This window comes from Mediterraneibacter sp. HA8405, from assembly GCF_056148955.1.
This window is the reverse complement of the sequence record NZ_CM148758.1, coordinates 2,086,729-2,113,514: the sequence shown is the minus strand read 5'-3', so window position 1 is coordinate 2,113,514 and position 26,786 is coordinate 2,086,729. Positions and strand designations below refer to the sequence as shown.

Here is a 26,786-nt window from a genome sequence, read left to right as displayed (position 1 = left end):
TAAAAAAGGAGCGGATCCTTATGAAGACAAAGTACGTGATTGGCCTTTTAGCAGCATTTTTACTGATTGCGGCCCTTTTAGCCGCAGGTTATCAGATCAGCTACCGGCATGTAATGGACAGGCAGGCAGCTGCCGCGGAGGAAGAAGCTGCTACGGAAAGCATTGCCGCTGAAGGCGAGGCGGTGAAGGAAGAAAAAAGTGAGGGAGACGGATACTGGATCAGTCAGCTGCAGGGGTATGTGACGGTGTATCTGAGCGACCGTACTACAATCTATGAAATGACAGATATTCTCCTGACTGATCTTCCGGAAGAAGTACAGCAGGAAATAGCGGCAGGGAAATATATATCTACGACAGAGGAACTGTATGCATTTCTTGAAAATTATTCAAGTTGAAAATATTGTCTGAAAGGAATCAGGTATGGAAAAACAGAAGATAAACCGAATTAATGAATTGTATAGAAAATCAAAGGCGGAAGGGCTGACCGAGGCTGAAAAAAAAGAACAGAAAGTACTTCGGGCAGAGTATCTCGAACTGGTAAGAAGGAATCTGCGCGGTCAGCTCAATAACATTGATGTAGAAGAAAAAGACGGGACAATTATCAATCTGGGAGAAAAATACGGAAAAAAAGGAAGGCTTCCGTCATAATAAAAGAAAAATTTTGCAAAAGCAGAAATGAGGCGTGAAAATGCAGAACAGACTTCCCGGAGATCCGGTGATACTGCTGGGTGTAGTAAACACAAAACTGAGAGATTTTTATAGTTCGCTGGATGAGATGTGTGAAGATATGCAGATCAGCAGACAAGAACTGACAGAAAAACTTGCCCTGATTGATTATGCATATGATTCAGAAAGAAACCAGTTTATCTAAGGACAAAATACATATATTAAGGAAATAAAGAATGAAAGAAAACAGAATTGAGACAGATCAGACGCTTTCTGATATTCCCTCTGCGGAACCGGAAAGACAGTATTATTTTATAGAGAAAGCAAGAAAACATCTGGAGGAAATGAAAAAAGAGGCAGGCCGGCCTCTTACTTTCTGTGTTACTACCTTCGGCTGTCAGATGAACGCCAGAGATTCGGAAAAACTTACCGGCATTCTGGAAGAGATCGGCTATATGGAAGAACCGGAGGAGGAAAAGGCGGATTTTGTGATTTATAATACCTGCACGGTACGGGAAAATGCAAACCTGAGAGTATACGGGCGTCTGGGACAGCTGGGGAGAGCAAAAAAGAAAAATCCCCATATGATGATTGCTCTGTGCGGATGTATGATGCAGGAGCCTCAGGTAGTTGAAAAGCTGAAAAAAAGTTATCATTTTGTGGATCTGATTTTCGGAACCCACAATATATATAAATTTGCTGAACTGCTTTATACACGCATGGAGTCCGGACGTATGGTGATCGATATCTGGAAAGATACGGATAAGATTGTGGAAGACCTTCCTGTGGAGAGAAAATATCCCTTCAAATCCGGGGTGAATATAATGTTCGGCTGTAATAATTTCTGCAGCTACTGCATCGTGCCTTATGTCCGCGGACGAGAGAGGAGCCGTGATCCAAAAGCCATTATCCGGGAAATCGAACGCCTGACTGCGGACGGCGTAGTTGAAGTAATGCTGCTGGGCCAGAATGTCAATTCTTATGGAAAGACACTGGATAATCCTATGAGCTTTGCAGAATTATTAAGGGAAGTGGAGAAAATTGACGGGCTTGAACGGATCCGTTTTATGACATCACACCCGAAAGACCTGTCAGACGAGTTGATACAGGTAATGGCAGAGTCAAAAAAAATATGCACACATCTTCATCTGCCGGTACAGTCCGGAAGTACCCGGATTCTTCAGAAAATGAACCGCAGATACACAAAAGAACAGTATCTTGAGCTGGTGAGAAAAATACGGGAAGCTGTGCCGGATATTTCCCTTACAACAGATATTATTGTAGGATTCCCGGGCGAAACGGAAGAGGATTTCCAGGATACTCTGGATGTGGTGCGTAAAGTGCGGTATGACAGTGCGTTTACATTTATCTATTCCAGGAGAACAGGAACTCCCGCAGCTGTTATGGGAGATCAGGTAGATCCGGCGGTGGTAAAAGACCGGTTCGAAAGACTGCTGAAAGAAGTCCAGGATATTGCGGCACAGACATGTGCAGTGCATCAGGGAACGATTCAGACAGCCCTTGTTGAGAGTGTAAACGAACATGATTCGTCTCTTGTGACAGGAAGACTGAGCAATAATCTTCTGGTTCATTTCCCGGGAGACGCATCTCTGATCGGCAGTCTTGTTCCGGTCAGCTTAAAAGAATGCAGAGGCTTTTATTATCTGGGAGAACGGGCATAAACTGCCACTAATAAATGATCAAAAACCGTCCAGACTATGTATAAGATGTTGAAAATACATGGAGAGGACGGTTTTTTATGAAAAGACTCAGTGAGTATCTGTTTCTGCTTGTTGTGGGCGGAACGCTTTATTATGGATTTGAAATGATATTCCGGGGTTTTTCCCACTGGACCATGTTCCTCCTGGGAGGAATCTGCCTGATCTTCTGTGCTCAGCAGGGAATATGGACCCGATGGAGAGAGCCGCTCTGGAAACAGGTGGGCTGGTGTATTATTTTTGTAACAGCCTGTGAATTTATTACAGGAATAATTGTCAATAAATTTCTGAGATGGAATGTGTGGGATTATACCGGACTTCCTTTTCAGATTATGGGACAAATCTGTCTGCCCTTTATAATTATTTTTTCCGGACTGTGCGCTGTGGGAATTCTGCTGAGCGGGTATGTACTCTGCTATATATATGGGGAAGAACGTCCCGAATTTCATGTGGTCTGAATGAGGAATTTTCCCGGGTACAGGACGGCAGTCTGCTTGAAGGGGCTGTCTTTTTGTGATAATCTAGTAGGGCAGGAAACAGATTACAGATTATAATGTAAAAATGCTTTTACAGCAGTAGAGAAACCATAGAAAAAGGAGTAAGAATGTGGCTGAATTAACACCAATGATGAAACAGTACATGGAGACAAAATCCCAGTATCAGGACTGCATTCTGTTCTATCGTTTAGGCGATTTTTATGAGATGTTTTTTGATGATGCACTGACTGCATCCCGGGAACTGGAAATTACCCTGACAGGAAAAAACTGCGGGCAGGAGGAGCGGGCGCCCATGTGCGGCGTTCCGTATCATGCTGTGGAAGGGTATCTCAATAAACTTGTATCCAGGGGATATAAGGTAGCTATATGTGAACAGACGGAAGACCCGAAGCAGGCCAAAGGAATTGTAAAAAGGGAAGTTGTGCGGATTGTTACACCTGGTACAAACGTAGATGCGCAGGCACTGGATGAGACAAAAAATAACTATATTATGTGTATTGTCTATATTGCGGACAGGTACGGCATTTCTGTAGCGGATATTTCTACAGGCGAATATCTGGTGACGGAGCTGCCGGACAGCGCCAGGCTGATGGATGAGATCAGCAGATTTGTGCCGGCGGAGATTATCTGCAATGAAGCTTTTTATATGAGCGGAATGGATCTGGATGGTCTGAAAGACCGGCTGGGCATTACAATTTATTCTCTGGAATCCTGGTATTTTGACGATTCTCTGTGCAGAGAAAAACTGCTGGAGCATTTTCATGTATCAGGCTTCGGCGGCCTGGGACTGGAGGACTATGACTGCGGCATTATCAGTGCCGGCGCGCTTCTTCAGTATCTGCTGGAGACACAGAAGAACTCTCTTTCCAATCTGACTCATATTACGCCGTATGTAACGGGAAAATATATGCTTCTGGACAGCGCCACCAGGAGAAATCTGGAGCTGTGTGAGACTTTGCGTGAAAAACAGAAGAGAGGCTCCCTGCTCTGGGTTCTGGATAAGACAAAAACAGCTATGGGCGCCCGGATGCTGCGAAAGTGTGTAGAGCAGCCCCTGATTGATAAAAAAGAAATTGTACTTCGGCTGGATGCCGTGGAAGAATTGAAAAACCAGGCGATTTCCAGGGAAGAGATCCGGGAGTATCTGTCTCCGGTGTACGATCTGGAACGTCTTCTTACAAAGATTACGTATGGGACAGCCAATCCGCGGGATCTCACCGCGTTTAAAACTTCTCTGGAAATGCTGCCTCCCATCCGGTATCTGCTTGAGGAAATGCAGTCTGATCTGCTGAAAGAGATTTATAAGGATATGGATTCGCTGGAGGATCTGTGCAGCCTGCTGAAAAGCGCGATCCGGGACGAACCTCCCATTGCCATGAAAGAGGGAAATATTATCCGGGACGGCTATAATGAGGAGGTCGACAAGCTCAGAAGAGCCAAGTCCGACGGAAAAGACTGGCTGGCAAAACTGGAAAATGAAGAGCGGGAAAAAACAGGAATCAAAAATCTGAAAATAAAATATAACAAGGTGTTCGGCTATTATCTGGAAGTGACCAATTCCTACAAGTCGATGGTGCCGGATTACTATACAAGAAAACAGACGCTGGCCAATGCGGAACGCTATATTACTCCGGAGCTGAAAGAGCTGGAGGATATGATTCTCGGAGCAGAAGATAAGCTGTATGCTCTGGAATATGAGCTGTACTGCGGAGTCCGGGATCAGATCGCCTCTCAGGTTGATCGCATTCAGAGGACGGCAAAGGCGGTAGCCTGGCTGGATACATTTACTTCCCTGGCGCTGGTGGCGGAGCGCAACGGTTATGTCCGCCCGAATATTAATGAAAAAGGCGTTATTGATATCAAAGACGGCCGGCATCCGGTTGTGGAACGTATGATTCCGAATGGTACATTTATTTCCAATGATACATATCTGGATGACAAAAAACACAGAATTTCAGTTATTACCGGGCCGAATATGGCAGGTAAATCAACCTATATGCGTCAGGCAGCCCTGATCGCTCTCATGGCGCAGATCGGCTCTTTTGTTCCTGCGGCAAAGGCCAATATCGGACTGTCAGACCGGATTTTTACGAGAGTCGGAGCTTCCGACGATCTTGCCTCAGGGCAGAGTACGTTCATGGTGGAGATGACAGAAGTGGCAAATATTCTGCGCAACGCGACCTCCAGAAGTCTGCTTATTCTGGATGAGATCGGAAGAGGAACAAGCACTTTTGACGGTCTTTCTATAGCCTGGGCAGTGATCGAGTACATCAGCGACAGCCGGCTCCTGGGGGCCAAGACTCTTTTTGCCACACATTATCATGAGCTGACAGAACTGGAAGGAAAGATCAGCAATGTAAATAATTACTGCATTGCCGTAAAGGAAAAAGGGGATGACATTGTTTTCCTCAGAAAGATTGTGAAAGGCGGGGCAGACAAGAGCTATGGAATTCAGGTCGCAAAACTGGCGGGAGTTCCGGACCTGGTTATTGAACGGGCAAAGGAAATCGTAGAAGAACTGAGCAATGAAGATATTACGGCAAAAGTCAGTGAAATTGCCTCGAAGGAACGTGCTGCAAAGAAAAAGCCGAAGACACGAAAATATGATGAAGTAGATATTGCCCAGATGTCTCTGTTTGACACAGTCAAAGACGATGATGTGCTGGAAGAACTGAAAAATATTGATGTGGGAAATATGACCCCGATTGATGCGCTGAATACTATATACCGGCTGCAGAATAAACTGAAAAACAGATGGTAAATAAATCAGGAAAAAGAAAAACATCCAGAAAACAGAAAGGAGAAAGCTATGCCGCATATACAGGTGCTGGATCAGATAACAGTTGATAAGATTGCCGCCGGAGAAGTAATCGAACGGCCAGCCTCAGTAATAAAAGAACTGGTGGAAAACGCCATAGACGCGGGAGCCGATTCCATAACGGTAGAAATCCGCGACGGCGGAATTTCTTTTATCCGGGTTGCGGACAACGGCTGCGGAATCCCGCAGGATGAGGTGAGAAAAGCTTTTCTTCGCCACTCAACCAGCAAGATCCGGACTGTGGAGGATCTTGCGGCTATTTCTTCTCTGGGATTCCGGGGGGAAGCTCTTTCCAGTATTGCGGCAGTGACAAAAACCGAGCTGATAACGAAAACAAAAGATGCTGAATTCGGGACGAGATATGTGATTGAAGGCGGAAAGGAGCTCTCTCTTGAGGATACCGGGGCATCCGATGGAACGAATTTTGTGGTCCGGCAGCTCTTTTACAACGTCCCTGCCAGAAGAAAATTTCTGAAGACTCCAATGACTGAAGCAGGACATGTTCAGGATCTGATGACGCGGCTTTCTCTCTCTCACCCGGAGGTGGGTTTTCTGTTTTTAAATAACGGACAGGAAAAGCTCCGCACTTCAGGCAACGGAAAGCTGAAGGATGTAATTTACAATGTTTACGGCAGGGATGTGGCAGCAAATCTTCTGGAAATTGATTATGAAAAAAACGGCTTCGGCATTTCCGGATATCTGGGCAAGCCGGTGATTTCAAGAGGAAATCGGAATTTTGAAAATTTTTTTGTGAACGGACGTTATGTAAAAAGTCCTATGATTTCAAAATCACTGGAAGATGCTTACCGGGACTTTTCCATGCAGCACAAATTTCCTTTTGCAGTTCTTCATTTTCACGTAAAGGGAGATGAAATAGATATCAATGTACATCCGACCAAGATGGAACTGCGGTTTCAGAGACAGCAGGAAGTATATAATACAGTTTTTGAAGGCGTACACCGGACGCTTCTGGAGCCGGAGCTGATTCAGAGAGCCGAGGTTCCTGATCCGGTTTCTGTGTCCCCTCAGGCGGAGAAAAAAAGTCCCTTCCTGCTGAAGCCAAAGAACGGGTACGAAGTTCCGGCGGGTAAGCCGGCAATGATCCGGGATAAAATTCAGACCGACGCAGGAATGATACAGAAAGAGACGGGCCGTCCGGCCGCAGAAGAAGCTGTGAAGTCTTCTTCTGAGCAGCCTGCAGCGGAATCAGCAAGGAAGAAAGAGACCGATACGGCAGTTTCTGCCGGAGAACGAGATGAAGAGTATTTTATCCGTAAAATGAGGGAACGGGTTCTGGCTTATCATCAGCGGTCATCCTCAGCGGAAGTGCCTTCCAACGGAGAACTTTTTCGTTCCAGGGAAGTGCAGACGGAGAGAATCCGGGAGCAGATGCATGGCTCCGATGCTCCGGAGAGCAGAGTGGCACCGGAGCCGGCTGAAAAAGCAGACGGGCCGGAAAAACAGGAAGAAACGGGAAAACCTGTGCAGCTTGGTCTGTTTGAAGAAAATTTTCTGAAACGGGACGTCCGCGCAGAATACAAGCTGGTCGGACAGGTGTTTGAAACATACTGGCTGGTGGAATACCGGGACAGTCTGTATATTATTGATCAGCATGCCGCGCATGAAAGAGTGCTTTATGAAAAAACTCTGAAGGGGATGAAAAACAGAGAATTTACTTCCCAGTATTTAAGTCCGCCGATTATTCTCTCCCTTTCCATGCAGGAAGCGGAAGTGCTGAATACGCATATGGACCGGTTCGCAAGAATCGGATTTGAGATTGAGCCTTTCGGAGGAGAAGAATTTGCTGTGCGCGCAGTTCCGGACAATCTGTTTGGCATAGCGAAGAAGGATCTGCTTATGGAAATGCTCGACAGTCTGTCCGACGGACTGACTACCTCCATGACTCCGGAACTGATTGATGAAAAAGTGGCTTCCATGTCATGCAAGGCGGCAGTAAAAGGGAATAATAAACTTTCGGCGCAGGAGATGGACGCACTGATCGGGGAGCTTCTTTCACTGGACAATCCATACCACTGTCCTCATGGAAGACCCACAATTATAGCGATGACAAAAAGAGAACTGGAAAAGAAGTTTAAGAGGATTGTCTGATGAAACGACCTTTGATTATACTGACAGGTCCCACAGCAGTGGGAAAAACGGCTGCGTCTATCGGGCTGGCCAAAGCAGTGGAGGGAGAAATTATATCCGCCGATTCCATGCAGGTATACCGGGGAATGGATATTGGTTCAGCTAAAATCAGCAGAGAAGAGATGGGCGGGATAAGACATTATCTCGTAGACGTGCTGGAACCGGAAGAAGAATTTAATGTTGTAAAGTTTCAGCATCTTGCAAAACAGGCCGCAGAGGAAATTTATTCAAGAAACAGGATTCCAATTGTTGTGGGAGGCACCGGGTTTTATATCCAGGCGCTGCTCTATGATATTGATTTTACGGAAAATGACGGCGATATGTCTCTTCGGAGAGAACTGGAGAGAACGGCAGAGGAGAAAGGACCGGAGTATCTGCATCAGCTGCTTCATGAAGTTGATCCTCAGGCGGCAGCTGAACTTCATCCGAATAACATTAAACGGGTGATCCGCGCCCTGGAATTTTACAGACAGACAGGAAAAAGAATCTCAGAACATAACAGAAAAGAGCGGGAAAAAGAATCTCCGTATCAATACGCGTATTTTGTGCTGACAGATGACCGCTCCCGCCTGTATGAACGGATTGACAGAAGAGTGGACGTTATGATGAAAGAAGGGCTTCTGGATGAAGTCCGGTCACTCAGAGAACGGGGCGTAAAGCGGACCTGCACGTCCATGCAGGGGCTGGGCTACAAAGAGCTGTATGCCTGTCTGGAAGGAGAGTGTTCTCTGGAGGAGGCTGTGCGGATTATAAAACGTGACACCAGACATTTTGCCAAGAGGCAGCTTACCTGGTTTAAGCGGGAGCGGGATGTGATCTGGCTGGATAAAGGACAGTTTTTTCAGGATGAGAAAAAGATCCTGGATGAGATGCTCCGCTGCCTGGAAGAAAGACAGATTTTGTAAATAAAAGAGATGAAAGACAGGAAAAGAATAATGGATATTACATCAACAGAATATATGTACAGTGAATTGGGAATTTCAAAGGAAATACTTGAGCTGGGGCAAAAGACGGAAGCAGAGTTAAAAGAGCGTTTTCTGGAGTTTGACCGGACCGCAGAGTATAACCAGCTTAAAGTCATCCGGGCCATGCAGGAGAACAGAGTAAATGAAGGATGTTTTCAGTATGCCAGCGGATATGGATATAACGATCAGGGGAGAGATACGCTGGAGGCTGTTTATGCTTCCGCATTTCATACAGAAGCGGCTCTTGTACGTCCCCAGATTACCTGCGGAACACATGCCCTGGCGCTGGCCCTTTCGGCAAATCTGCGCCCGGGAGACGAACTTCTTTCTCCGGCGGGGAAACCATATGATACACTGGAGGAAGTTATCGGCATCCGTCCGTCCAACGGCTCTCTTGCCGAGTATGGAATTACCTACCGACAGGTAGAACTTCTGGACAATGGTTATTTTGACTATCCGGCTATTGAGAAAGCCCTGAATGAAAAGACGAAGCTTGTGACAATTCAGAGGTCCAAGGGATATCAGACAAGACCAAGCTATTCAGTGGCAGAGATCGGGGAGTTGATCTCCTTTATAAAGGAACGCCGCCCGGATGTAATCTGCATGGTGGATAACTGCTACGGAGAGTTTGTGGAACGTCTTGAACCATCCGATGTGGGAGCGGATATGATTGTCGGCTCACTGATCAAAAACCCCGGCGGCGGACTGGCGCCCATCGGAGGCTATATTGCCGGAAAAGAGAATCTGATTGAGAATTGTGCCTGCAGACTTACCTCTCCGGGACTGGGAAGGGAAGTCGGCGCTTCACTGGGGGTTATGCAGTCTTTTTACCAGGGCTTTTTCCTGGCTCCCACAGTAGTGTGCGGCGCTTTGAAGGGTGCTGTTTTCGCGGCAAACATCTATGAGAAACTGGGGTATCCGGTTATCCCTTCCGGCAGGGAAGAACGGCATGATATTATCCAGGCAGTAACCCTCGGGTCACCGGAGGGCGTAATTGCGTTCTGCAAAGGCATTCAGTCCGCGGCTCCGGTAGACAGTTATGTAAGCCCGGAGCCCTGGGCCATGCCGGGCTATGACAGTGATGTGATTATGGCGGCGGGAGCCTTTGTTCAGGGATCTTCCATCGAACTGAGCGCTGACGGTCCCATAAAACCGCCTTATGCTGTTTATTTTCAGGGGGGACTGACATGGGCGCACGCCAGATTCGGAATTCTGAAATCTCTTCAGAGCATGGTGGATGCAGGAGTTGTAAATCTGGAAAAAATACGCAGCCTGCTTTAGAATTATTGAAATAAATATGTGAAATAAAATCCGCTGTCCCGGACAGAGCTGTCCGGGAGAACAGGAGGAAAGTATGAAAAATGTGGTTGTGGCGGGCGCAGGCGCATCCGGCATGATGGCAGCCGTAACTGCGGCGTCGGAAGGGGCTCATGTAATTCTTCTGGAGCATAAGGACAGAATCGGCAAGAAGATTCTGTCCACGGGAAACGGCAGATGTAATTTTACAAATACCTGTCAGGAACCGATCTGCTACCATTCGGATAATCCCGGATTTCCATGGAAAATCATTGAAAAATTCAACGCGCAGCAGGTGATTTCTTTTTTTCTTCAGCTGGGCGTTTACTCAAAAAACCGGAACGGATATCTGTATCCGAATTCCGATCAGGCTTCCGCTGTGCTTGACGCATTCCGTATGGAACTGGACCGGCTCCATGTGGAAATCCTGACGGAAACGGAATGCAGGGAGATCCGTCCGGGAAAAAAGGGATTTACGGTGACAACAAATAAGGGAAACATCCGGGCAGACCGGGTGATTCTCGCGGCAGGATCCAAAGCGGCGCCTTCTACAGGGTCAGATGGTTCCGGATATGATCTGGCCGGGAAACTGGGACACAGGATACTGCCGGTTCTTCCGGCGCTGGTCCAGATCAGATGCAGTGAAAAATTCTTTAAAAGTCTTGCGGGAGTCCGGGCAAACGGAAGCGTGTCCATCTGGACAGAGGACAGATGTATCGCCCGGGACACAGGAGAACTGCAGCTGACGAATTATGGGATTTCAGGGATTCCGGTATTTCAGGTAAGCCGTTACGCATCCCGGCTGCTGTATGAGAAAAGAGATGTATATGCGGTTCTTGATTTTATGCCTGATTTTACGCATGAACAGATGACCGCGTTTCTGCGGGCACGGGCAAAGACAAGACCGGAAAAAACGGCCGGAATGTTTCTGATCGGACTTTTTCATCGGAAACTGGCGGATCTGTGGATAAAGCTCTCCGGTATTTCCCGTGAAAAAACGGCCGGGGAGCTTACGGATGAGGAGATTATGAGGCTGGCCCGCCTGATCAAGTCCATGAAAGTTTCAGTTACAGGAACCAATTCTTTTGAACAGGCCCAGGTGTGCTGCGGCGGTGTGGACACGGCGGAAGTAAACCCGGATACGCTGGAATCCCTTTATGTGCCGGGACTCTATTTCGCAGGAGAAATTCTGGATGTAGACGGTATGTGCGGGGGATATAATCTGACGTTTGCCTGGGCCAGCGGATATGTGGCCGGAAAATCAGCGTCAGTTTAGCCGGAAAAGAATATTAAACAGAGGAGAGGGAATCTTATGCTCCGTATCAATCAGCTGAAGCTGCCAGTGGGACATACCCCGGAGCAGCTGAAAAAGAAAATTATCAAATCACTGCAGATCAGAGAACGTGATCTGAAGCAGTATTCCGTGAGAAAACGCTCTATTGACGCAAGAAAAAAGCCGGAGCTGTATTATGTATATTCCATTGATCTTACTGTGGAAAATGAGGCCCGCGTTCTGAAATGTACAAAAGGCAGAGTACAGAAAGTATCGGAAAAGCCGTACCGGATACCGGAGCACGGAAAAAAGAAAATGTCACTGCGTCCGGTTGTGGTCGGCAGCGGCCCTGCGGGGCTTTTCTGTGCATATCTGCTGGCTCTGGAAGGGTACCGTCCTCTGATTGTGGAACGGGGGGCTCCGGTGCGGGAGCGAAAGGCGGATGTAGAACATTTCTGGGAAACCGGAGTGCTTGATCCTTCATCCAATGTACAGTTCGGCGAAGGAGGAGCCGGAACATTTTCAGACGGAAAACTGAATACCCTGGTAAAAGATACAGCCGGAAGAAACCGCTTTGTCCTTGAGACATTTGTATCTTTCGGAGCTCCGGAGGACATTCTCTGGGAGCAGAAGCCGCATATCGGGACGGATATTCTTATTGACGTAGTGGAAGCTATGCGGAACCGTATTATCCAGCTGGGTGGTGAATTCCACTTTCACAGTCAGGTGACAGACATTCTTCCCCGGGAAGGCTGCCTTGTCATTAACGGCCGGGAGAAAATCCGTACAGAGGCGGTTGTGCTGGCGATTGGACACAGTGCAAGAGACACATTTCAGATGCTGTATGACCGGGGCGTCTGCATGGAAGCAAAGTCCTTCGCTGTCGGCGTCAGAGTAGAACATCCCCAGGAAATGATTGACCGGAATATGTACGGCACACACAGAGGAAAGAAACTCCCTGCCGCTTCTTATAAACTGGCGGAAAAACTGGAAAACGGGAGAGGAGTGTACTCATTCTGTATGTGCCCGGGCGGCTATGTTGTCAATGCTTCATCGGAAGAAGGACGGCTGGCGGTAAACGGCATGAGCTACAGGGACCGGGATGGAGAAAATGCCAACAGCGCCATTGTTGCAACCGTTACACCTGCAGATTTTAAAAACACGCATCCTCTTGCAGGAATTGAATTTCAGCGTGAACTGGAGGAAAAAGCCTGGCGCGCGGGAAATGGAAAAGTGCCTGTACAGCGGCTGGAAGATTATCTGAAGAACCGGGCAGGCACCGGGTTTGGAAAGGTACGTCCCAATATAAAAGGCGGATATACACCTGCCAATGTCCGGCAGATTTTCCCGGAAGAGCTTGCCTGGTCGCTGGGAGAGGGAATCTGCAGAATGGGGAAGAAAATTCCCGGATTTGATGACGGGGATACGCTTCTTTCCGGTGTGGAAAGCAGGACTTCATCTCCGGTCAGGATCGTCAGAAATGAACAGTATGAGTCCAGCATATCCTGGCTGTACCCCTGCGGAGAAGGGGCAGGCTATGCGGGAGGCATTACTTCAGCCGCCATGGATGGGATGCGTGTGGCGGAGGCGATAATAAAACGAATGTATCCGGGCTGAAGCAGTAAATATGGCCGGGTATTTTTTCATGCGGTTCGTAAGAAAGCCGGGCCGGTTATATGCGGCGAAAGTTTGAATTCACAGAAAATTAATATTACGGCTCTATACACTTTTTTTATTCTGTGATAAAATAAATCATTGTATTAGTGGCATCGCAGCGATAAGATGCAGCATGAATACAGGAAAAACAATCAAAGAAATGTACCGTGATGAGCGGCCCTACGAAAAATGTGAACAATACGGGGCGGAAAATCTTACAGATGGAGAATTGCTGGCAGTTCTGCTGAGAACAGGAACAAAAGGAGCAAATTCTCTGGAACTGGCACAGAAGCTTCTTCATCCGGATTTCAGTGAATGCGGCATTCTCAATATACACAGATGGACAAGAGAAGATCTCCTTCGCGTAAAAGGAATCGGCCGCGTAAAAGCCGTACAGATTCTGTGCCTGTCGGAGCTGGCCAAGCGTCTTTCCAAGGCGTCTGCCGCTTCCGGACTGAATTTTTCATCGCCGGATACGATTGCGCAGTATTATATGGAGGATATGCGGCATCAGCAGAAAGAAGTCCTGAAACTTCTTTTGCTGAATACACGCACAAGGCTGATCAGTGAGGTGAATATTTCTACGGGAACTGTAGATACGGCTCTGATTTCGCCGCGGGAATTGTTTATTGAAGCGCTCCAGAGAGGGGCAGTTTCCATTGTGCTTCTTCACAATCATCCAAGCGGTGACCCGACACCCAGCAAAGAGGATGTTCGGATTACACGACGGATACAGAGCGCGGGCAGCATGATCGGCATAGAGCTGCTTGATCACATCATTATAGGAAATAATTGTTTTATCAGTCTGAGGGAAAAGGGATTCCTCCGGCAAAAGCAGGAGTAAAATAATAAGGGATGGAATAAGATGGCCAGGAATGTTTATGGACTGGATTTGGGAACTTATGAAATAAAAGTGTTTGATAAGAGAAAAAATGAAATATGGTGCGAGAAAAATGTAATTGCCATGAAAGACAGGAAATACATTTTCTCGCTGGGGGATCAGGCGTATGAGATGTATGAGAAGTCTCCCGACAATATACAGGTGGTTTTTCCTATGAAAAACGGTGTGATTGCCCATTTTGACGATATGCAGTATCTGCTGGGCAATCTTTTGAAAACGGGAAGGCAATTTGTAAGAGGGTCGGAATATGTGATCGCGGTTCCCACAGATGTAACAGAGGTCGAAAAAAAAGCTTTTTTTGACCTTGTCTTTCATTCTGAGGCACGGGCAAAATCTGTCAGGATTGTTGAGCGGGGGCTGGCCGACGCACTGGGATGCGGCATCGACATTATGGAGGAAAAAGGAGCGTTTATCGCTAATTTCGGCGGTGGCACAACAGAACTGTCTGTATTGTCATCAGGCGGTATCGTGCTGAACAGGCTGGTCAAGATCGGCGGGGACAGTTTTGATGATGCAATTGTTTCTCTTGTACGGCATAATCTTGAGTTCCTGATCGGGAGAATGACGGCTGAGAGGCTTCGTAAGGAATTCGGAGTATTCGATCAGAAAACAGACACTGCTATTACTGTATCGGGCCGGGATCTGATTACCGGAGTGCCCGGTCAGACTGAGATTCCGATCAGTCTGGTGAGGGCAGCTATGAAAGACCCGATTGAAGAATGTGTCCATGCAATTCGCACAATGATCGAGCGGACTCCTCCTGATGTAAGAAGAGCGATAGAGGCGAAAGGAATTTATCTTACAGGAGGCTTGTCAAATATGAAAGGGCTCTCTACATATCTTCAGGAGAGCATCGGACTTTCTGTTATAAGTTCCCCGCAGGCTGAACTGTGCGCTGTCAGAGGCCTTCAGAAGATTATTTCTGACAAGGCTTATTACAGACGGCTTCTTTATTCTATGTTGGACGATAATTACAGGTGGTTGAGATAATATGAAAAAGAAAAATCATACATCCGTTACGAACAGATATATATTGCTGGGACTTTCAGCATTTTGTATTCTCATGATGCTTCTGTCTTCATTTTCAGACAGAGTGGGAGGACCGTTTAAAGCACTGGCCAATGTTACGGTTATACCTCTTCAGCAGGGCATTAACCAGATTGGCAGCTGGCTTGGAGATATGACAGATAATTTTGACACTATGGAGCAGCTTCGAACAGAAAACGAACAGCTTCAGGAGCAGGTTAATAATCTGATAACAGAGAACAATTATCTTCAGGCAGAACAGTCAGAGCTGGAGCGGCTTCAGGAGCTTTATCAGCTGGATCAGAATTATGCAGATTATGAAACAACCGGAGCTCATGTTATAGGGAAAGATTCCGGAAACTGGTTCAATTCCTTTACCATTGACAAAGGAAGTCGGGACGGCATTGAGATAGATATGAATGTAATGGCGCAGAGCGGCCTTGTGGGCATTGTAGTTGATGTAGGGCCTACGTGGGCGAAAGTCCGTTCCATTATTGATGATTCCAGTAATATAAGCGGTATGGCCCTGTCCACCTCAGATACCTGTATTGTAAGCGGGGATCTTTCTCTGATGAGCGACGGGCAGATCCGGTTTGAACAGATGGAAAATAATGATAATGTAGTAAATGTAGGCGATCAGATTGTAACATCTTATATCAGTGACAAATACCTTCAGGGTATTCTGATCGGATATGTAAGTGAGATAAATGTGGATTCCAACAATCTTACCCGGTCCGGCTATATTACTCCTGCAGTTGATTTCAAAAATCTTCAGGAGGTGCTTGTTATAACTACAACAAAGGCTGAACTCACGGGACAAAACGAAACATAAGCACCAGAAGGGGAGTCGGGGATTATGATGAAGTCAAAAAAAATTAAAAGAATTATTATTACAGCGGTTCTGATTTTGGCTGCATATCTGATCCAATGTACAGTTTTACCGTTCCTGGAAATCGCAGGAATTAAACCGAATCTGCTGATCATTGTCACATCTTCGATCGGGTTTATGCGGGGATCCCGGGAGGGAATGTATACAGGGATTGCAGCCGGTCTTCTGACAGATATTCAGTTCGGAGATATGATCGGATTTTATGCCATGATATATTTACTGATCGGATTTATAAACGGCCTGTTCCGGCAGGTGTATTTTGACGAGGATATCAAGCTCCCGCTTTTCCTGATTACGATCAGTGAATTTCTGTACGGAATTGTAATTTATTTTCTTATGTTCCTGCTGAGAAGCGATTTTGATTTTCTGTATTATCTGAACAGAATTATTGTGCCCGAGCTGATTTATACAATTGTTATTACTTTGGGATTCTATCCACTTATTCTGTTTATCAATCAGAAGCTCGAAGCAGAAGAAAAAAGGAGTGCAAGTAAATTTGTTTAGAGAAATTATTGACCGCATAAAAGAGGCAGGAGAGTATATTATACGAAGCAGACTTGTTACGCTGATCGTAGTATTTCTTCTGACATCTGCTATCCTTCTGGGACGTCTTTTTTATCTGCAGATTGTCAGAGGGGAAGATTATCTCGAAAATTATGAGCTGCAGATCAGAAAAACACGGGATATTGCCGCGACCCGCGGGAATATTTATGACCGCAACGGAAATCTGCTTGCATATAATGAGCTGGCCTATTCTGTTACAATAGAAGATACTGTTCCGTCAGATACGGGAACCAAAGAAAAAAATAAAATCCTTAATGATATCCTGGATCAGGTACTTACAATTGTAGAGTCACATGGGGATTCCGTAATAGACAGCTTCGGTATTATTCTGGATTCTTACGGCAATTATCAGTTTGCGGAAACGAATGAAACACTGCGTCTGAGATTTGTGGCCGACGTGTACGGGAAAGCGTATATTGACGACCTGACAGAGGAGCAGCGTAACAATTCGGCAGCGGAAATTATTCATTATCTTTGTTCAGAACGATATGGTCTGGATGATGAAAATGAAAGTCCGGAGTATATCCTGAAAATGATCAATATGCGTTATGCAATGGGGCTGAACAGTTTTCAGCAGTTTATGACGACTACTCTTGCTTTTGATGTCAGTAATGAAACTGCGGCGGCCATTATGGAAAACCAAAGTTCACTGACAGGTGTGGATATTGAGGAAGATTCGCTGCGCAGATATGCTGATGGAGAGTATTTTGCCTCTATTATAGGATATACAGGACAGATTTCCCAGGAAGAATATGACAATCTGAGCGCGGAAGAGAAGAAACGATATTCTTTGTCTGATATTGTGGGAAAATCCGGTATCGAACAGACAATGGACAGCATCCTTCAGGGCGAAAAGGGAGAGACAACCTTTTATGTGGACAACCTGGGTAAAGTAACTGAAACTGTCAGCACAACAAATCCGAAAGCCGGAAATGATGTATACCTTACAATTGATAAAGATCTTCAGATCAATGCATATAAATTGCTGGAAGAAAAACTTGCCGGCATCGTAACATCCAAACTTCGGAATATTCTGGAATATGACCCATCCACAGAAAAAGATGCGAGTGATATTATCATTCCTGTCAGCGATGCGTATAATTCCTTTATTGCTAACAGGATTATAGATATGGATCATTTCAGCAGCGATGATGCAAAGACTTCGGAGAAGGAAGTTTATGCGATCTTCCAGGAGAAAAAATCATCTGTACTGCCGCAGATCATGTCAGAACTGCAGAGCGCAGACGCCGCGGTTTATAATGATTTATCAGATGAAATGCAGGCTTACATGGATTACATTTATGACACAGTACTTACTGCAAATACAGGAATTATTCTTACCGGAGAGATTAATTCTTCAGATGAAATGTATATTTCCTGGAATACAGAAGGCGATGTCAGTCTTCATGATTTTCTGAATTATGCAATTACGCAGAACTGGATAGACACATCCAAGCTTGGAAACAGCTCTTATTCGAGCTCAACAGAGATTTTTGATGAAATACTGACATATTTGGAAGAATATTTGAATGAGGACAGTGGTTTCGACAAACTTCTCTATGAATATCTTATAAAATCAGGAAGTGTCACAGGCGCTCAGATCTGTTCGATCGCATACGAACAGGAAGTGCTTCCGATGGATGAAGCAGCTTATAATGGTTTGAGAAGCGGAAGTGTTGATTCCTATTCATGGCTTCTGGATAAAATTCGGAATCTTGAGATCACACCCGGACAGCTGGCTCTTGAGCCCTGTTCGGGAGGTCTTGTGATAACGGATCCTAATTCCGGTGACGTGCTGGCCTGCGTTTCCTATCCCGGATATGATAATAACCGACTGTCTAATACAATGGATTCAGCCTATTATAATCAGCTCAATACCGGACTGGCCAATACCTTCTACAATAGAGCGACACAGGAAAAAACAGCTCCGGGTTCTACTTTCAAGATGGTTTCTGCTGTGGCGGGATTGACGGAGGGAGTAATTAACGCCAATACGTCATTTTATTGCGACGGTACTTTTACAGAAGTTACTCCGAGTCCGCACTGCTGGATTTATCCCAGCGGTCACGGTTATCTTAATGTAGTCGGAGGTATTCAGAATTCATGTAATGAGTTTTTCTACAACGTAGGATATAGTCTTGGTATGGATGCAAGTGGAAACTACGACAGTGAGACAGGTATAGAGAAGCTGGCTAAATATGCAACGATGTTCGGGCTGTCAGAAACGTCAGGAGTAGAGATCCCTGAGTCGGAACCGGAGATTTCTGATGAATATGCTGTTCAGTCAGCCATCGGCCAGGGTACAAACAACTTTACTGTCAGCCAGTTAAACCGTTATGTAACAGCCGTGGCAAACAGCGGAACGGTATATGATCTGACACTGATTGACAAGACAACAGATTCTAACGGCAATCTGATTAAAGATTACCAGGCAGAAGTTGTGAGTACAATGGATGAAGTTGATTCGTCCACATGGGATCTGGTACATGAGGGAATGCGGAGAATGGTAGAAAATTCATCTACATTTTCCGGGCTTGATTTTGATATGGCCGGAAAGACCGGTACGGCACAGCAGAGTAGCGTCCATGCAGACCATGCGTTGTTTGTCGGTTATGCACCCACCGATTCTCCGGAGATTGCTGTTGCGGTCAGAATGGCTTATGGCTACAGTTCTTCCTATGCGGCGGAAATCGGAAGAGATATAGCAAGTATTTATTTTGATCCCGACTCCGCAGACGATCTGATTACCGGATCTGCGGCACATCTGGGAGATGCACTTGCAGGTGATTAAAAAGGAATGGTGATGATAAGTGGACAGGCTGGTTACAATCCGAAGCTGCAGGTATGGAATAGATATCCAGCTCAGCCCGGACGCAGAATTTGGCGTCCTGGCGGATACTCTTGCAGAAAAGTTTCATGCCTCTGCCGGATTTTTCAAGAATGCACAAATGGCGCTGAGTTTCAGCGGAAGAATATTAAGCCGTACAGAAGAAGAACATGTGCTGAAAATAATCAGTGATAATACAGATATTAATATTCTTTGCATTATAAGTCGTGACGAGAAAATGGAAGCGATGTACAGAAGCGTTGTGGAACAGACACTTTCAGATATACAGAAACGGGAGGGACTGTTTTACAGAGGAACACTTGCAAAAAGACAGGTTCTGGAGTCTGATGCCAGCATTGTTGTTCTCGGAGATGTGGAACCGGGAGCCAGAGTGATTGCAGAGGGGAATATTGTTATCATCGGTGTTCTCTATGGTTCGGCTCATGCGGGCGCGTCCGGAGACAGAAATGCTTTTGTTGCCGCACTTGCCATGCAGCCAAAAAAGCTTTGCATCGGTGATATTGAAGCAAAACGTCAGATCATTTATCAGGAGAGCCTTACAATAAAGGGTCCTCAGATAGCGGTGGTGGATGGAAAACGTATTTATCTGGATCCGCTTGTGGATGAAACTGCCGGGTGTATGAGACTTTAAGGAAAAGTCTCTGATTCATCCCAGTGTTTTCCAGACTGGCCGGGCTTGTACTTATAATATGTGTAGGAGGAAAAAGCAGCATGGGAGAAGTAATCGTCATTACATCAGGAAAAGGCGGTGTCGGCAAGACGACAACGACAGCAAACATAGGAATCGGTCTGTCAGGACTGGGGAAAAAGGTGCTTGTTATTGATACGGATCTGGGCCTGAGGAATCTTGATGTTGTGATGGGCCTGGAAAACAGAATTGTATATAATCTGGTTGATGTGATAAACGGGAATTGCCGGCTGAAGCAGGCGCTGGTCAGAGATAAGCGTTTCCCGGAGCTGTATCTGCTGCCATCTGCCCAGACAAAAGATAAGAGCAGTGTTTCGCCGGAACAGATGAAAAAACTGGTGGATGACCTCAGAGATGAATATGATTTTGTCCTTCTTGACTGTCCGGCAGGAATTGAACAGGGATTCCAGAATGCTATAGCTGGAGCGGAGCGTTCCATTGTTGTTACGACACCGGAGGTATCGGCGATACGTGACGCCGATCGGATTATAGGCCTCCTGGAGACATCAGGTATTAAGAAAAATCAGCTTCTGATCAACCGGATTCGTATCGATATGGTCAGGCGTGGAGATATGATGTCTGTAGATGACGTTACGGAAATTCTGGCGATTGAGCTGCTGGGAGTGATTCCTGATGATAAACAGGTTGTTATTGCCACAAACCAGGGAGAGCCGGTTGTGGGGGAAGGGAGTCAGGCAGGCGCGGCATACGACCGGGTATGCCGGAGACTGACAGGGGAAGAGATTCCGGTTTATGATTTTTCACAGCCGGAAGGTCTTTTCGGTAAAATTTCCGGTTTCTTTCACAGAAATCAGGGAGGCACATTATGAATTCGCCTTCAGTATTTGTCGCAAAAGAGCGGCTGAAGAACCTTCTTGTGTCAGACAGGATACAGTGTACTCCGGATGCTGTGGACAGACTCTCAAAAGATCTGTATTATACAGTTTCAAAGTACATGGAAGTCACACCGGATGATTTTAATATTGAGATAACACGTACAGATATACATATAAGATATATAGGAGAAAAAAATTGAAATCTTTTCTTAAAAATATCAAGCTTCATTACAATATAAAAGATTACCGTTTCAGCCTTGTAATCCTGGTGACTATTTTATCAATTATCGGAGTGTTTATGGTGAGAAGCGCAAGACCGGATCTCACAGGACGTCAGATGATGGGAGTTGTGCTGGGACTGGCAGCTATGTTAATTATTTCTCTGATTGATTATAAGTGGGTTTTGGGACTGTACTGGCCGTTATATGGACTAAATCTGATTATGCTTATTGCGGTGCCGATATTCGGTACAGAGGCAAACGGGGCCAAAAGGTGGCTGAATCTGGGATTTACCCAGTTCCAGCCGTCTGATCTGACCAAAATACTGATGATACTCTTTTTTGCCAGGTTTCTGATGGACCGTAAGGAAAAAATCAACAGACCAATGACGCTTCTGCAGGCTGTTGCGCTTATTCTTCCATCGCTGATTTTGATTTATGAACAGCCAAATCTGTCCACGACAATCTGTATAGCGGCTTTGTTCTGTGCTTTGATTTTTCTTGGCGGGCTCACATACAGATACATTGTTCCGGTAATCGCTGTTATTGTTCCGGCTGTTATTATTCTGCTCGCCATAGCCGTCCAGCCGAATCAGCCGTTTCTTGAAGATTATCAGCAGAAAAGAATTCTTGCATGGCTTGATCCGGAGGAATATGCTGACGACGGGGCTTATCAGCAGCTGAATTCTGTAATGGCCATCGGTTCCGGCCAGCTTTCAGGAAAAGGATATAACAATGATGAGACAACTTCTGTTAAAAACGGAAATTTTGTATCCGAACCGCAGACAGACTTTATTTTTGCAATAATTGGAGAAGAATTAGGATTTGTGGGTTGTTGTGTTGTCATATTTTTGCTATTATTAATTGTGATAGATTGTATTTTGATCGGCTTAAAGGCAAAAGATACAGGTGGTCGGATTATCTGTGGCGGGGTCGCCTCGCTGATTGGCATACAGAGCTTTATTAACATCGGCGTGGCGACTATGGTTCTCCCCAACACGGGCTTATCCCTTCCGTTTGTAAGCTATGGACTGACTTCCCTTGTGTGCTTTTTTATGGGGATCGGTTTCGTCCTGAATGTCGGCTTGCAGCCGAATAAATATCAGTAAGGAGAGGACAGCGGTTATGAATATCGGATTAATAGCACACGATGCGAAAAAAAAACTAATGCAGAATTTCTGTATTGCATACCGGGGCATTCTCAGCAAGCATGAACTGTACGCTACAGGGACAACAGGCAATTTGATTGAGAGTGTGACGAATTTGACAATTCATAAATTTCTTGCGGGACATCTTGGCGGTAAACAGCAGCTTGGATCACAGATAGAAAATAATAATATTGATCTTCTTATTTTCTTCAGAGATCCGCTTACACCACGCTCCCATGAACCGGATGTCAACGATATTGTTCAGCTCTGCGACAAGTATAACATTCCGATTGCGACAAATATTGCAACTGCCGAGGCGTTGATCCTGGCATTGGACAGAGGAGATCTTGACTGGCGTGAGATGTACAAATAATAAATACAGGAGACGGCGCAGGAGAAGACAGAGAAGAAGAAATCGTACAAACAGAATTCTGGTACTGCTTCTTTGCGTTGTACTTTTCATGGGAGCAGGTACAGCTGCCGTCATGATCTTTTTGTCGCAGAATGGTAATGTTGTTGAAAGATATGAAAGCAGAGTTTATACAGACGGTTTGTATCAGGGCGAACTGTTCGCACAGAATTTGTGCGTAAGCTCCGATGGTGATGTGGCGCTGGATGGTATGCAGGATGATTCTGCACTTCACGGCGCAGGTCTTTTTAATATGGAAGATAAGGAGGTCGTTTACGGTTATCATCTTTACGACCGGCTTTATCCGGCAAGTACAACAAAAATATTGACAGCATACATTGCGCTGAAATATGGAAATATGGATGATAAAGTTACTGTAAGTGCAAATGCAACAGATTTTAACTGGGACGAATCGGTATGCGGACTCAGGACTGGAGACACTTTATCAATGTATGATCTGGTATGCGGACTTCTTCTTCATTCAGGAAATGATGCGGCTGTCGCGATTGCCGAACATATATCGGGCAGTGAAGAAGCTTTTGTTGAACTGATGAACAGTGAAGCGGCTGCCCTGGGCGCTACGGATTCTCATTTTGTTAATCCTCATGGACTTCACGATGATGATCACTATACTACTGCATATGATTTATATCTGATTTTTAATGAATGTCTGAAGGATGAACGCTTTGTAGAGATCATTTCTCTGAATCCGTATACAGCTGTTATAACCGGGGCAGACGGAACAACCAGAACAGAAACTTGGATTCCGACTCATTTTTATGCTTCGGGAGATGCAGTTGCTCCGAACGGAGTACAAGTTATAGGCGGGAAAACCGGAACGACGAATAAAGCTGGAAACTGTGTTATTCTTTATGACGAAGATTCGGACGGCACGCCCTATATTTCAGTTATTATGGGAGCTGAGGATAAAACGATTCTGTATGAAGAGATGAATCAGTTGTTCTCTGCGGGAATACTGCAGGGGGTATCGGCAGCTTCTTCAAATTAGATAGATGTAATAGAGTATTTCCGGTCTTTTTCAGACCGGTACGACAAGATAAAGCCTTGCACAGTTCTGAATATTCAGAGCTGCGAAAGGCTCTTTCTTGTTACTTTTACTGGCACGCCAGCAAAAAGTGTTTTCTTTTATTCCGACATACCTCTGATTCTTCCGAACAGACTGATCAGATACAGACCGCACAAACCTACAATTGTGTATACAATCCTTGAGATCCAGCTCAGATTTCCAAAAAGGAAGGCTACAAGGTCGAAACGGAAGATTCCAACCAACAGCCAGTTTACCGCGCCAATAATGACAATTGTCAGTGCAGTGTTATCGAACCATTTCATGCTATTTCCTCCTTTTTCATGTCAATAATCCTATTATTTCCTTAAAAACTGGAAATATACATTTGAAAATGGTATACTGATTAAGTTATAAGCTACAGGAGGTATTATAGACTTTGGCATCAAAAAAAAATCAGTCTGTTAATATAAAGAAATATAAAAAGAAAAGAGAGATGAATCTTGGCATCCTGCTCTTTGCTGTGGTACTTATTTATTTGATTGTCATGATTATTTCCTATTTTACAGGTGATCAGGTTAATGCCTATGAGGTGCGGGAAGGAAGTATTGTGCGTGACAATTCTTATACCGGTCTTGTAATAAGAAATGAAACCGTGGTTAACGCAGAAGCAGACGGATATGTGAGTTTTTATCAGAATGAAAACAGTAAAGTAAAGAAAGGGGCAAAGGTTTATGCTCTTACGGAAAATGAACTGGATACGGAGAATACATCTTCTGGCAGTAAGAATACAGCACTGAGTGATGATATTCAGTCGGGTATAGTCCTGCAGATACAGAATTTTAATGAGAATTATAAAGATTCAGATTTTTCTTCCGTATATCTTTTGAAAAATGATATTACGGTATCCCTTCAAAATGAGCTGAGTCAGACGAAGACAGAGCAGCTGGATGCAGTGATTAGTGCGGAAGGGCTGGATGCGGTATCCTATTCTTCAGCACAGGATGGAATTGTGGCCTATACGACAGACGGATATGAAGGTCTTACCAGCGAAACTTTTACAGAAGAAGATTTTGACAGGACCTCTTATGAAAGCACAGTTATAGAAGACCAGACATATGTCAGTCTGGGTAGTCCGGTTTATAAACTGATTACAGATGATGACTGGTCTGTAATAGTTCAGCTGGACGATGAAACTGCAGAAGAGCTTTCTGAAAACGAGACATCAACTATAAAGGTACGTATTGATAAGGACAGTGAGACCCTGAATGCGGATTTTTCACTGATACAGCGTGGAGGCAAGTATTACGGATGTCTCGAATTCAATAATTCCATGATACGGTACGCGGAGGACCGATATCTGAATATTGAACTGATTCTGGAGGATGAAAGCGGGCTGAAGATTCCAAAGACCGCAGTAGTTACCCGGAATTTTTCCATTGTTCCCCGGGATTATCTGACAACGGGAGGAAATGGTTCGTCAACCGGCGTACTTTTACTGGACGATGACGGAAATGCAGTTTTTAAAGAAATTGATATATACAATATATCGGAAGACGATGAAGTATACGTAAGCCTGAGTGATATAAAGACAGGAGATGTGCTTATAAAACCGGAATCGTCGGAAACATATAGTGTTGATGATACAAAAACACTTGAAGGTGTATATAATATTAACAGAGGATATGCTGTGTTCAGAAAAGTAACAGTACTCTGTGAAAATGATGAATATTGTATTGTACAGGAAGGCGAAGATTACGGCCTTTCCAATTACGATCATATTGTTCAGAACGGCTCAAGCGTAGAACCGGATGAAGTTGTATACTAGTATACAATAATACGCATATTATATTTTTGTGATAAATCGCGTGAAAAACAGGAGGCATGATGATATGTTAAGAGAAAATCTGCAGGAAGTAGAACAGAGAATTGCCGATGCATGCAGACGTGCGGGCAGAAAACGCGAGGAGGTGACGCTGATTGCCGTCAGCAAGACGAAACCTGCGGAGATGCTGAAGGAAGCTTACGATCTGGGAGTTCGTGTTTTCGGAGAGAATAAAGTGCAGGAGCTGACTGAAAAATACGATCTGCTTCCGGATGATATCCGCTGGCATATGATCGGACATTTACAGACTAATAAAGTGAAATATCTGATAGGAAAAACAGAACTGATTCATTCGGTGGATTCCCTGAAACTTGCAAAAGTAATTGAAAAAGAGTCGGAAAAGAAAGAATGCATCACGGATATTCTTGTAGAAGTAAATGTTGCGGAGGAAGAAAGTAAGTTCGGCCTGAAGATGGAAGAGGTGATTCCCTTTATAGAAAATGCGGCTCAGTTCCCTCACATTAATGTGCGTGGACTTATGACAATTGCGCCTTTTGTTGAAAATCCAGAAAAAAATCGTACAATTTTCGCAGATTTACATAAATTATATGTTGACATTAAGGAAAAAAACATTGATAATGGTACTGTGAATATACTTTCGATGGGGATGACCAATGATTTTGAAGTTGCGATTGAAGAAGGAGCAACAATGGTGAGAATCGGAACCGGAATCTTTGGTGCCAGAAATTATAATATTTAATTAGTAATCTGGATCAGAAAGTATGAATAAAAAAATTGCGCAGGATGAGGTAAAAGCGCAAGATAGGAGTGTAAAGATGGGTGTGTTTGATAAATTTCTGGACATCATGAAATTGAACGATGATGAGTACGAAGACGACGATTTCTATGATGACGACGAATATTATGAGGATGATTATGAAGAAAAACCGCGTCGTTCACTGTTCGGAAAGAAAAATGCAAAAGAAGATGATTATGACGATTTTGACATGGGCGAAGATAAGAAATCTCAGCCTGCTTCTAATAAAGTGACGCCGATGCGGCCTGCACCGAAACGGGGAGGCAATATGGAAGTCTGCGTAGTAAAACCGACTTCTGTGGATGATTCCAGAGAAATTACTGAGACGCTTCTTTCAGGACGTACGGTTATTCTGAACCTTGAGGGAATGGATCTGGAGATCGCTCAGAGAATTATAGATTTTGTTTCCGGTGCGACGTTTGCAATCAGCGGAAACCTGCAGAAGATTTCAAATTACATATTCCTTGTTACACCTACAAATGTAGATATTTCCGGCGACCTTCAGGATCTGCTGGGCGGATCCATGGAGACTCCAAGCGTAAAGGGCGGATATTAA

At 45.0% G+C, this 26,786-nt stretch carries 26 protein-coding genes; 25 read left to right on the top strand and 1 reads right to left on the bottom strand.

The window, feature by feature from the left end:
- Positions 1-20: 20 nt before the first annotated feature.
- The 22 genes from AC0QUU_RS09965 to AC0QUU_RS09860 all read left to right on the top strand — a co-directional run bounded on the left by AC0QUU_RS09965 (position 21) and on the right by AC0QUU_RS09860 (position 23,573).
- Positions 21-395 (top strand): hypothetical protein, encoded by a 375-nt coding sequence (locus AC0QUU_RS09965; RefSeq protein ID WP_474542500.1) that lies wholly within the window; start codon positions 21-23, stop codon positions 393-395.
- 25 nt (positions 396-420) lie between these two features.
- A complete protein-coding gene (locus tag AC0QUU_RS09960) occupies positions 421-648 on the top strand; it encodes a DUF896 domain-containing protein (RefSeq protein ID WP_474542498.1) in 228 nt (75 codons plus the stop codon).
- 40 nt (positions 649-688) lie between these two features.
- Complete coding sequence (locus tag AC0QUU_RS09955) at positions 689-871, top strand: DUF4250 domain-containing protein (RefSeq protein ID WP_474542496.1); 183 nt, start codon at positions 689-691, stop codon at positions 869-871.
- Positions 872-902: 31 nt separating this feature from the next.
- The gene (miaB, locus tag AC0QUU_RS09950; RefSeq protein ID WP_474542494.1) at positions 903-2,348 is read left to right on the top strand and encodes a tRNA (N6-isopentenyl adenosine(37)-C2)-methylthiotransferase MiaB; all 1,446 of its coding nucleotides are present in this window, start codon (positions 903-905) and stop codon (positions 2,346-2,348) included.
- A 77-nt stretch (positions 2,349-2,425) separates the two neighbouring features.
- Positions 2,426-2,842 carry a putative ABC transporter permease gene (locus tag AC0QUU_RS09945; RefSeq protein WP_474542491.1) on the top strand — a complete coding sequence of 139 codons (417 nt, stop codon included), beginning with the start codon at positions 2,426-2,428 and terminating at the stop codon, positions 2,840-2,842.
- Between the two features lie 148 nt (positions 2,843-2,990).
- Positions 2,991-5,642: a DNA mismatch repair protein MutS gene (mutS, locus tag AC0QUU_RS09940; protein WP_474542489.1), complete on the top strand. Its 2,652-nt coding sequence runs from the start codon at positions 2,991-2,993 to the stop codon at positions 5,640-5,642.
- Between the two features lie 48 nt (positions 5,643-5,690).
- Positions 5,691-7,808 carry a DNA mismatch repair endonuclease MutL gene (gene mutL / locus AC0QUU_RS09935; protein ID WP_474542487.1) on the top strand — a complete coding sequence of 706 codons (2,118 nt, stop codon included), beginning with the start codon at positions 5,691-5,693 and terminating at the stop codon, positions 7,806-7,808.
- On the top strand, positions 7,808-8,752 hold the full coding sequence (gene miaA / locus AC0QUU_RS09930) for a tRNA (adenosine(37)-N6)-dimethylallyltransferase MiaA (protein ID WP_474542485.1): 945 nt from the start codon (positions 7,808-7,810) through the stop codon (positions 8,750-8,752). The genes mutL and miaA overlap by 1 nt, the downstream gene beginning before the upstream one ends.
- A 30-nt stretch (positions 8,753-8,782) precedes the next feature.
- Positions 8,783-10,093: a methionine gamma-lyase family protein gene (locus AC0QUU_RS09925; RefSeq protein ID WP_474542483.1), complete on the top strand. Its 1,311-nt coding sequence runs from the start codon at positions 8,783-8,785 to the stop codon at positions 10,091-10,093.
- 73 nt (positions 10,094-10,166) lie between these two features.
- Entirely contained in the window at positions 10,167-11,384 is a 1,218-nt protein-coding gene (locus AC0QUU_RS09920) for a BaiN/RdsA family NAD(P)/FAD-dependent oxidoreductase (RefSeq protein WP_474542481.1), read from the top strand.
- A gap of 36 nt (positions 11,385-11,420) precedes the next feature.
- Positions 11,421-12,998: an NAD(P)/FAD-dependent oxidoreductase gene (locus tag AC0QUU_RS09915; protein WP_474542479.1), complete on the top strand. Its 1,578-nt coding sequence runs from the start codon at positions 11,421-11,423 to the stop codon at positions 12,996-12,998.
- 172 nt (positions 12,999-13,170) lie between these two features.
- Positions 13,171-13,881, top strand: a complete 711-nt coding sequence (radC, locus tag AC0QUU_RS09910; protein ID WP_474542477.1) for a RadC family protein — start codon at positions 13,171-13,173, stop codon at positions 13,879-13,881.
- Between the two features lie 21 nt (positions 13,882-13,902).
- A complete protein-coding gene (locus tag AC0QUU_RS09905; RefSeq protein WP_474542475.1) occupies positions 13,903-14,928 on the top strand; it encodes a rod shape-determining protein in 1,026 nt (341 codons plus the stop codon).
- Position 14,929: 1 nt separating this feature from the next.
- Positions 14,930-15,796, top strand: a complete 867-nt coding sequence (mreC, locus tag AC0QUU_RS09900) for a rod shape-determining protein MreC (protein ID WP_474542473.1) — start codon at positions 14,930-14,932, stop codon at positions 15,794-15,796.
- A 27-nt stretch (positions 15,797-15,823) separates the two neighbouring features.
- Positions 15,824-16,357, top strand: a complete 534-nt coding sequence (gene mreD / locus AC0QUU_RS09895) for a rod shape-determining protein MreD (RefSeq protein ID WP_474545559.1) — start codon at positions 15,824-15,826, stop codon at positions 16,355-16,357.
- Complete coding sequence (locus AC0QUU_RS09890; protein ID WP_474542472.1) at positions 16,350-19,208, top strand: penicillin-binding transpeptidase domain-containing protein; 2,859 nt, start codon at positions 16,350-16,352, stop codon at positions 19,206-19,208. Before mreD ends, AC0QUU_RS09890 begins: the two co-directional genes overlap by 8 nt.
- Positions 19,209-19,227: 19 nt before the next feature.
- The gene (locus tag AC0QUU_RS09885; protein ID WP_474542470.1) at positions 19,228-19,896 is read left to right on the top strand and encodes a septum site-determining protein MinC; all 669 of its coding nucleotides are present in this window, start codon (positions 19,228-19,230) and stop codon (positions 19,894-19,896) included.
- A gap of 80 nt (positions 19,897-19,976) precedes the next feature.
- Positions 19,977-20,783, top strand: coding sequence for a septum site-determining protein MinD (minD, locus tag AC0QUU_RS09880; protein ID WP_474542468.1), 807 nt, complete (start codon positions 19,977-19,979; stop codon positions 20,781-20,783).
- Positions 20,780-20,989 (top strand): cell division topological specificity factor MinE, encoded by a 210-nt coding sequence (locus AC0QUU_RS09875; protein WP_474542466.1) that lies wholly within the window; start codon positions 20,780-20,782, stop codon positions 20,987-20,989. Before minD ends, AC0QUU_RS09875 begins: the two co-directional genes overlap by 4 nt.
- The gene (locus AC0QUU_RS09870) at positions 20,986-22,116 is read left to right on the top strand and encodes an FtsW/RodA/SpoVE family cell cycle protein (protein WP_474542464.1); all 1,131 of its coding nucleotides are present in this window, start codon (positions 20,986-20,988) and stop codon (positions 22,114-22,116) included. Before AC0QUU_RS09875 ends, AC0QUU_RS09870 begins: the two co-directional genes overlap by 4 nt.
- A gap of 16 nt (positions 22,117-22,132) precedes the next feature.
- Positions 22,133-22,528 (top strand): methylglyoxal synthase, encoded by a 396-nt coding sequence (locus tag AC0QUU_RS09865; protein ID WP_474542462.1) that lies wholly within the window; start codon positions 22,133-22,135, stop codon positions 22,526-22,528.
- Positions 22,512-23,573: a D-alanyl-D-alanine carboxypeptidase family protein gene (locus AC0QUU_RS09860; protein ID WP_474542460.1), complete on the top strand. Its 1,062-nt coding sequence runs from the start codon at positions 22,512-22,514 to the stop codon at positions 23,571-23,573. Before AC0QUU_RS09865 ends, AC0QUU_RS09860 begins: the two co-directional genes overlap by 17 nt.
- 137 nt (positions 23,574-23,710) lie before the next feature.
- On the opposite strand, the gene AC0QUU_RS09855 is transcribed toward AC0QUU_RS09860, so the two are convergent.
- On the bottom strand, positions 23,711-23,914 hold the full coding sequence (locus AC0QUU_RS09855) for a DUF378 domain-containing protein (RefSeq protein WP_474542458.1): 204 nt from the start codon (positions 23,912-23,914) through the stop codon (positions 23,711-23,713).
- 113 nt (positions 23,915-24,027) lie between these two features.
- Between AC0QUU_RS09855 and AC0QUU_RS09850 the strand changes: the two genes are divergently transcribed.
- The 3 genes from AC0QUU_RS09850 (at position 24,028) to AC0QUU_RS09840 (ending at position 26,786) form a co-directional block, all read left to right on the top strand.
- Positions 24,028-25,416: a biotin/lipoyl attachment domain-containing protein gene (locus AC0QUU_RS09850; RefSeq protein WP_474542456.1), complete on the top strand. Its 1,389-nt coding sequence runs from the start codon at positions 24,028-24,030 to the stop codon at positions 25,414-25,416.
- A gap of 64 nt (positions 25,417-25,480) precedes the next feature.
- Entirely contained in the window at positions 25,481-26,173 is a 693-nt protein-coding gene (locus AC0QUU_RS09845; protein ID WP_474542454.1) for a YggS family pyridoxal phosphate-dependent enzyme, read from the top strand.
- 76 nt (positions 26,174-26,249) lie between these two features.
- Positions 26,250-26,786, top strand: a complete 537-nt coding sequence (locus tag AC0QUU_RS09840; RefSeq protein WP_474545558.1) for a cell division protein SepF — start codon at positions 26,250-26,252, stop codon at positions 26,784-26,786.

What these genes read in the sequence shown, in the direction of transcription:
- AC0QUU_RS09965 (WP_474542500.1), top strand. Translation starts at nt 21, where the DNA reads ATGAAGACAAAGTACGTGATTGGCCTTTTAGCAGCATTTTTACTGATT.
- AC0QUU_RS09960 (WP_474542498.1), top strand. Translation starts at nt 421, where the DNA reads ATGGAAAAACAGAAGATAAACCGAATTAATGAATTGTATAGAAAATCA.
- AC0QUU_RS09955 (WP_474542496.1), top strand. Translation starts at nt 689, where the DNA reads ATGCAGAACAGACTTCCCGGAGATCCGGTGATACTGCTGGGTGTAGTA.
- miaB (WP_474542494.1), top strand. Translation starts at nt 903, where the DNA reads ATGAAAGAAAACAGAATTGAGACAGATCAGACGCTTTCTGATATTCCC.
- AC0QUU_RS09945 (WP_474542491.1), top strand. Translation starts at nt 2,426, where the DNA reads ATGAAAAGACTCAGTGAGTATCTGTTTCTGCTTGTTGTGGGCGGAACG.
- mutL (WP_474542487.1), top strand. Translation starts at nt 5,691, where the DNA reads ATGCCGCATATACAGGTGCTGGATCAGATAACAGTTGATAAGATTGCC.
- miaA (WP_474542485.1), top strand. Translation starts at nt 7,808, where the DNA reads ATGAAACGACCTTTGATTATACTGACAGGTCCCACAGCAGTGGGAAAA.
- AC0QUU_RS09925 (WP_474542483.1), top strand. Translation starts at nt 8,783, where the DNA reads ATGGATATTACATCAACAGAATATATGTACAGTGAATTGGGAATTTCA.
- AC0QUU_RS09920 (WP_474542481.1), top strand. Translation starts at nt 10,167, where the DNA reads ATGAAAAATGTGGTTGTGGCGGGCGCAGGCGCATCCGGCATGATGGCA.
- AC0QUU_RS09915 (WP_474542479.1), top strand. Translation starts at nt 11,421, where the DNA reads ATGCTCCGTATCAATCAGCTGAAGCTGCCAGTGGGACATACCCCGGAG.
- radC (WP_474542477.1), top strand. Translation starts at nt 13,171, where the DNA reads ATGAATACAGGAAAAACAATCAAAGAAATGTACCGTGATGAGCGGCCC.
- AC0QUU_RS09905 (WP_474542475.1), top strand. Translation starts at nt 13,903, where the DNA reads ATGGCCAGGAATGTTTATGGACTGGATTTGGGAACTTATGAAATAAAA.
- mreC (WP_474542473.1), top strand. Translation starts at nt 14,930, where the DNA reads ATGAAAAAGAAAAATCATACATCCGTTACGAACAGATATATATTGCTG.
- mreD (WP_474545559.1), top strand. Translation starts at nt 15,824, where the DNA reads ATGAAGTCAAAAAAAATTAAAAGAATTATTATTACAGCGGTTCTGATT.
- minD (WP_474542468.1), top strand. Translation starts at nt 19,977, where the DNA reads ATGGGAGAAGTAATCGTCATTACATCAGGAAAAGGCGGTGTCGGCAAG.
- AC0QUU_RS09875 (WP_474542466.1), top strand. Translation starts at nt 20,780, where the DNA reads ATGAATTCGCCTTCAGTATTTGTCGCAAAAGAGCGGCTGAAGAACCTT.
- AC0QUU_RS09865 (WP_474542462.1), top strand. Translation starts at nt 22,133, where the DNA reads ATGAATATCGGATTAATAGCACACGATGCGAAAAAAAAACTAATGCAG.
- AC0QUU_RS09855 (WP_474542458.1), bottom strand. Translation starts at nt 23,914, where the DNA reads ATGAAATGGTTCGATAACACTGCACTGACAATTGTCATTATTGGCGCG.
- AC0QUU_RS09845 (WP_474542454.1), top strand. Translation starts at nt 25,481, where the DNA reads ATGTTAAGAGAAAATCTGCAGGAAGTAGAACAGAGAATTGCCGATGCA.
- AC0QUU_RS09840 (WP_474545558.1), top strand. Translation starts at nt 26,250, where the DNA reads ATGGGTGTGTTTGATAAATTTCTGGACATCATGAAATTGAACGATGAT.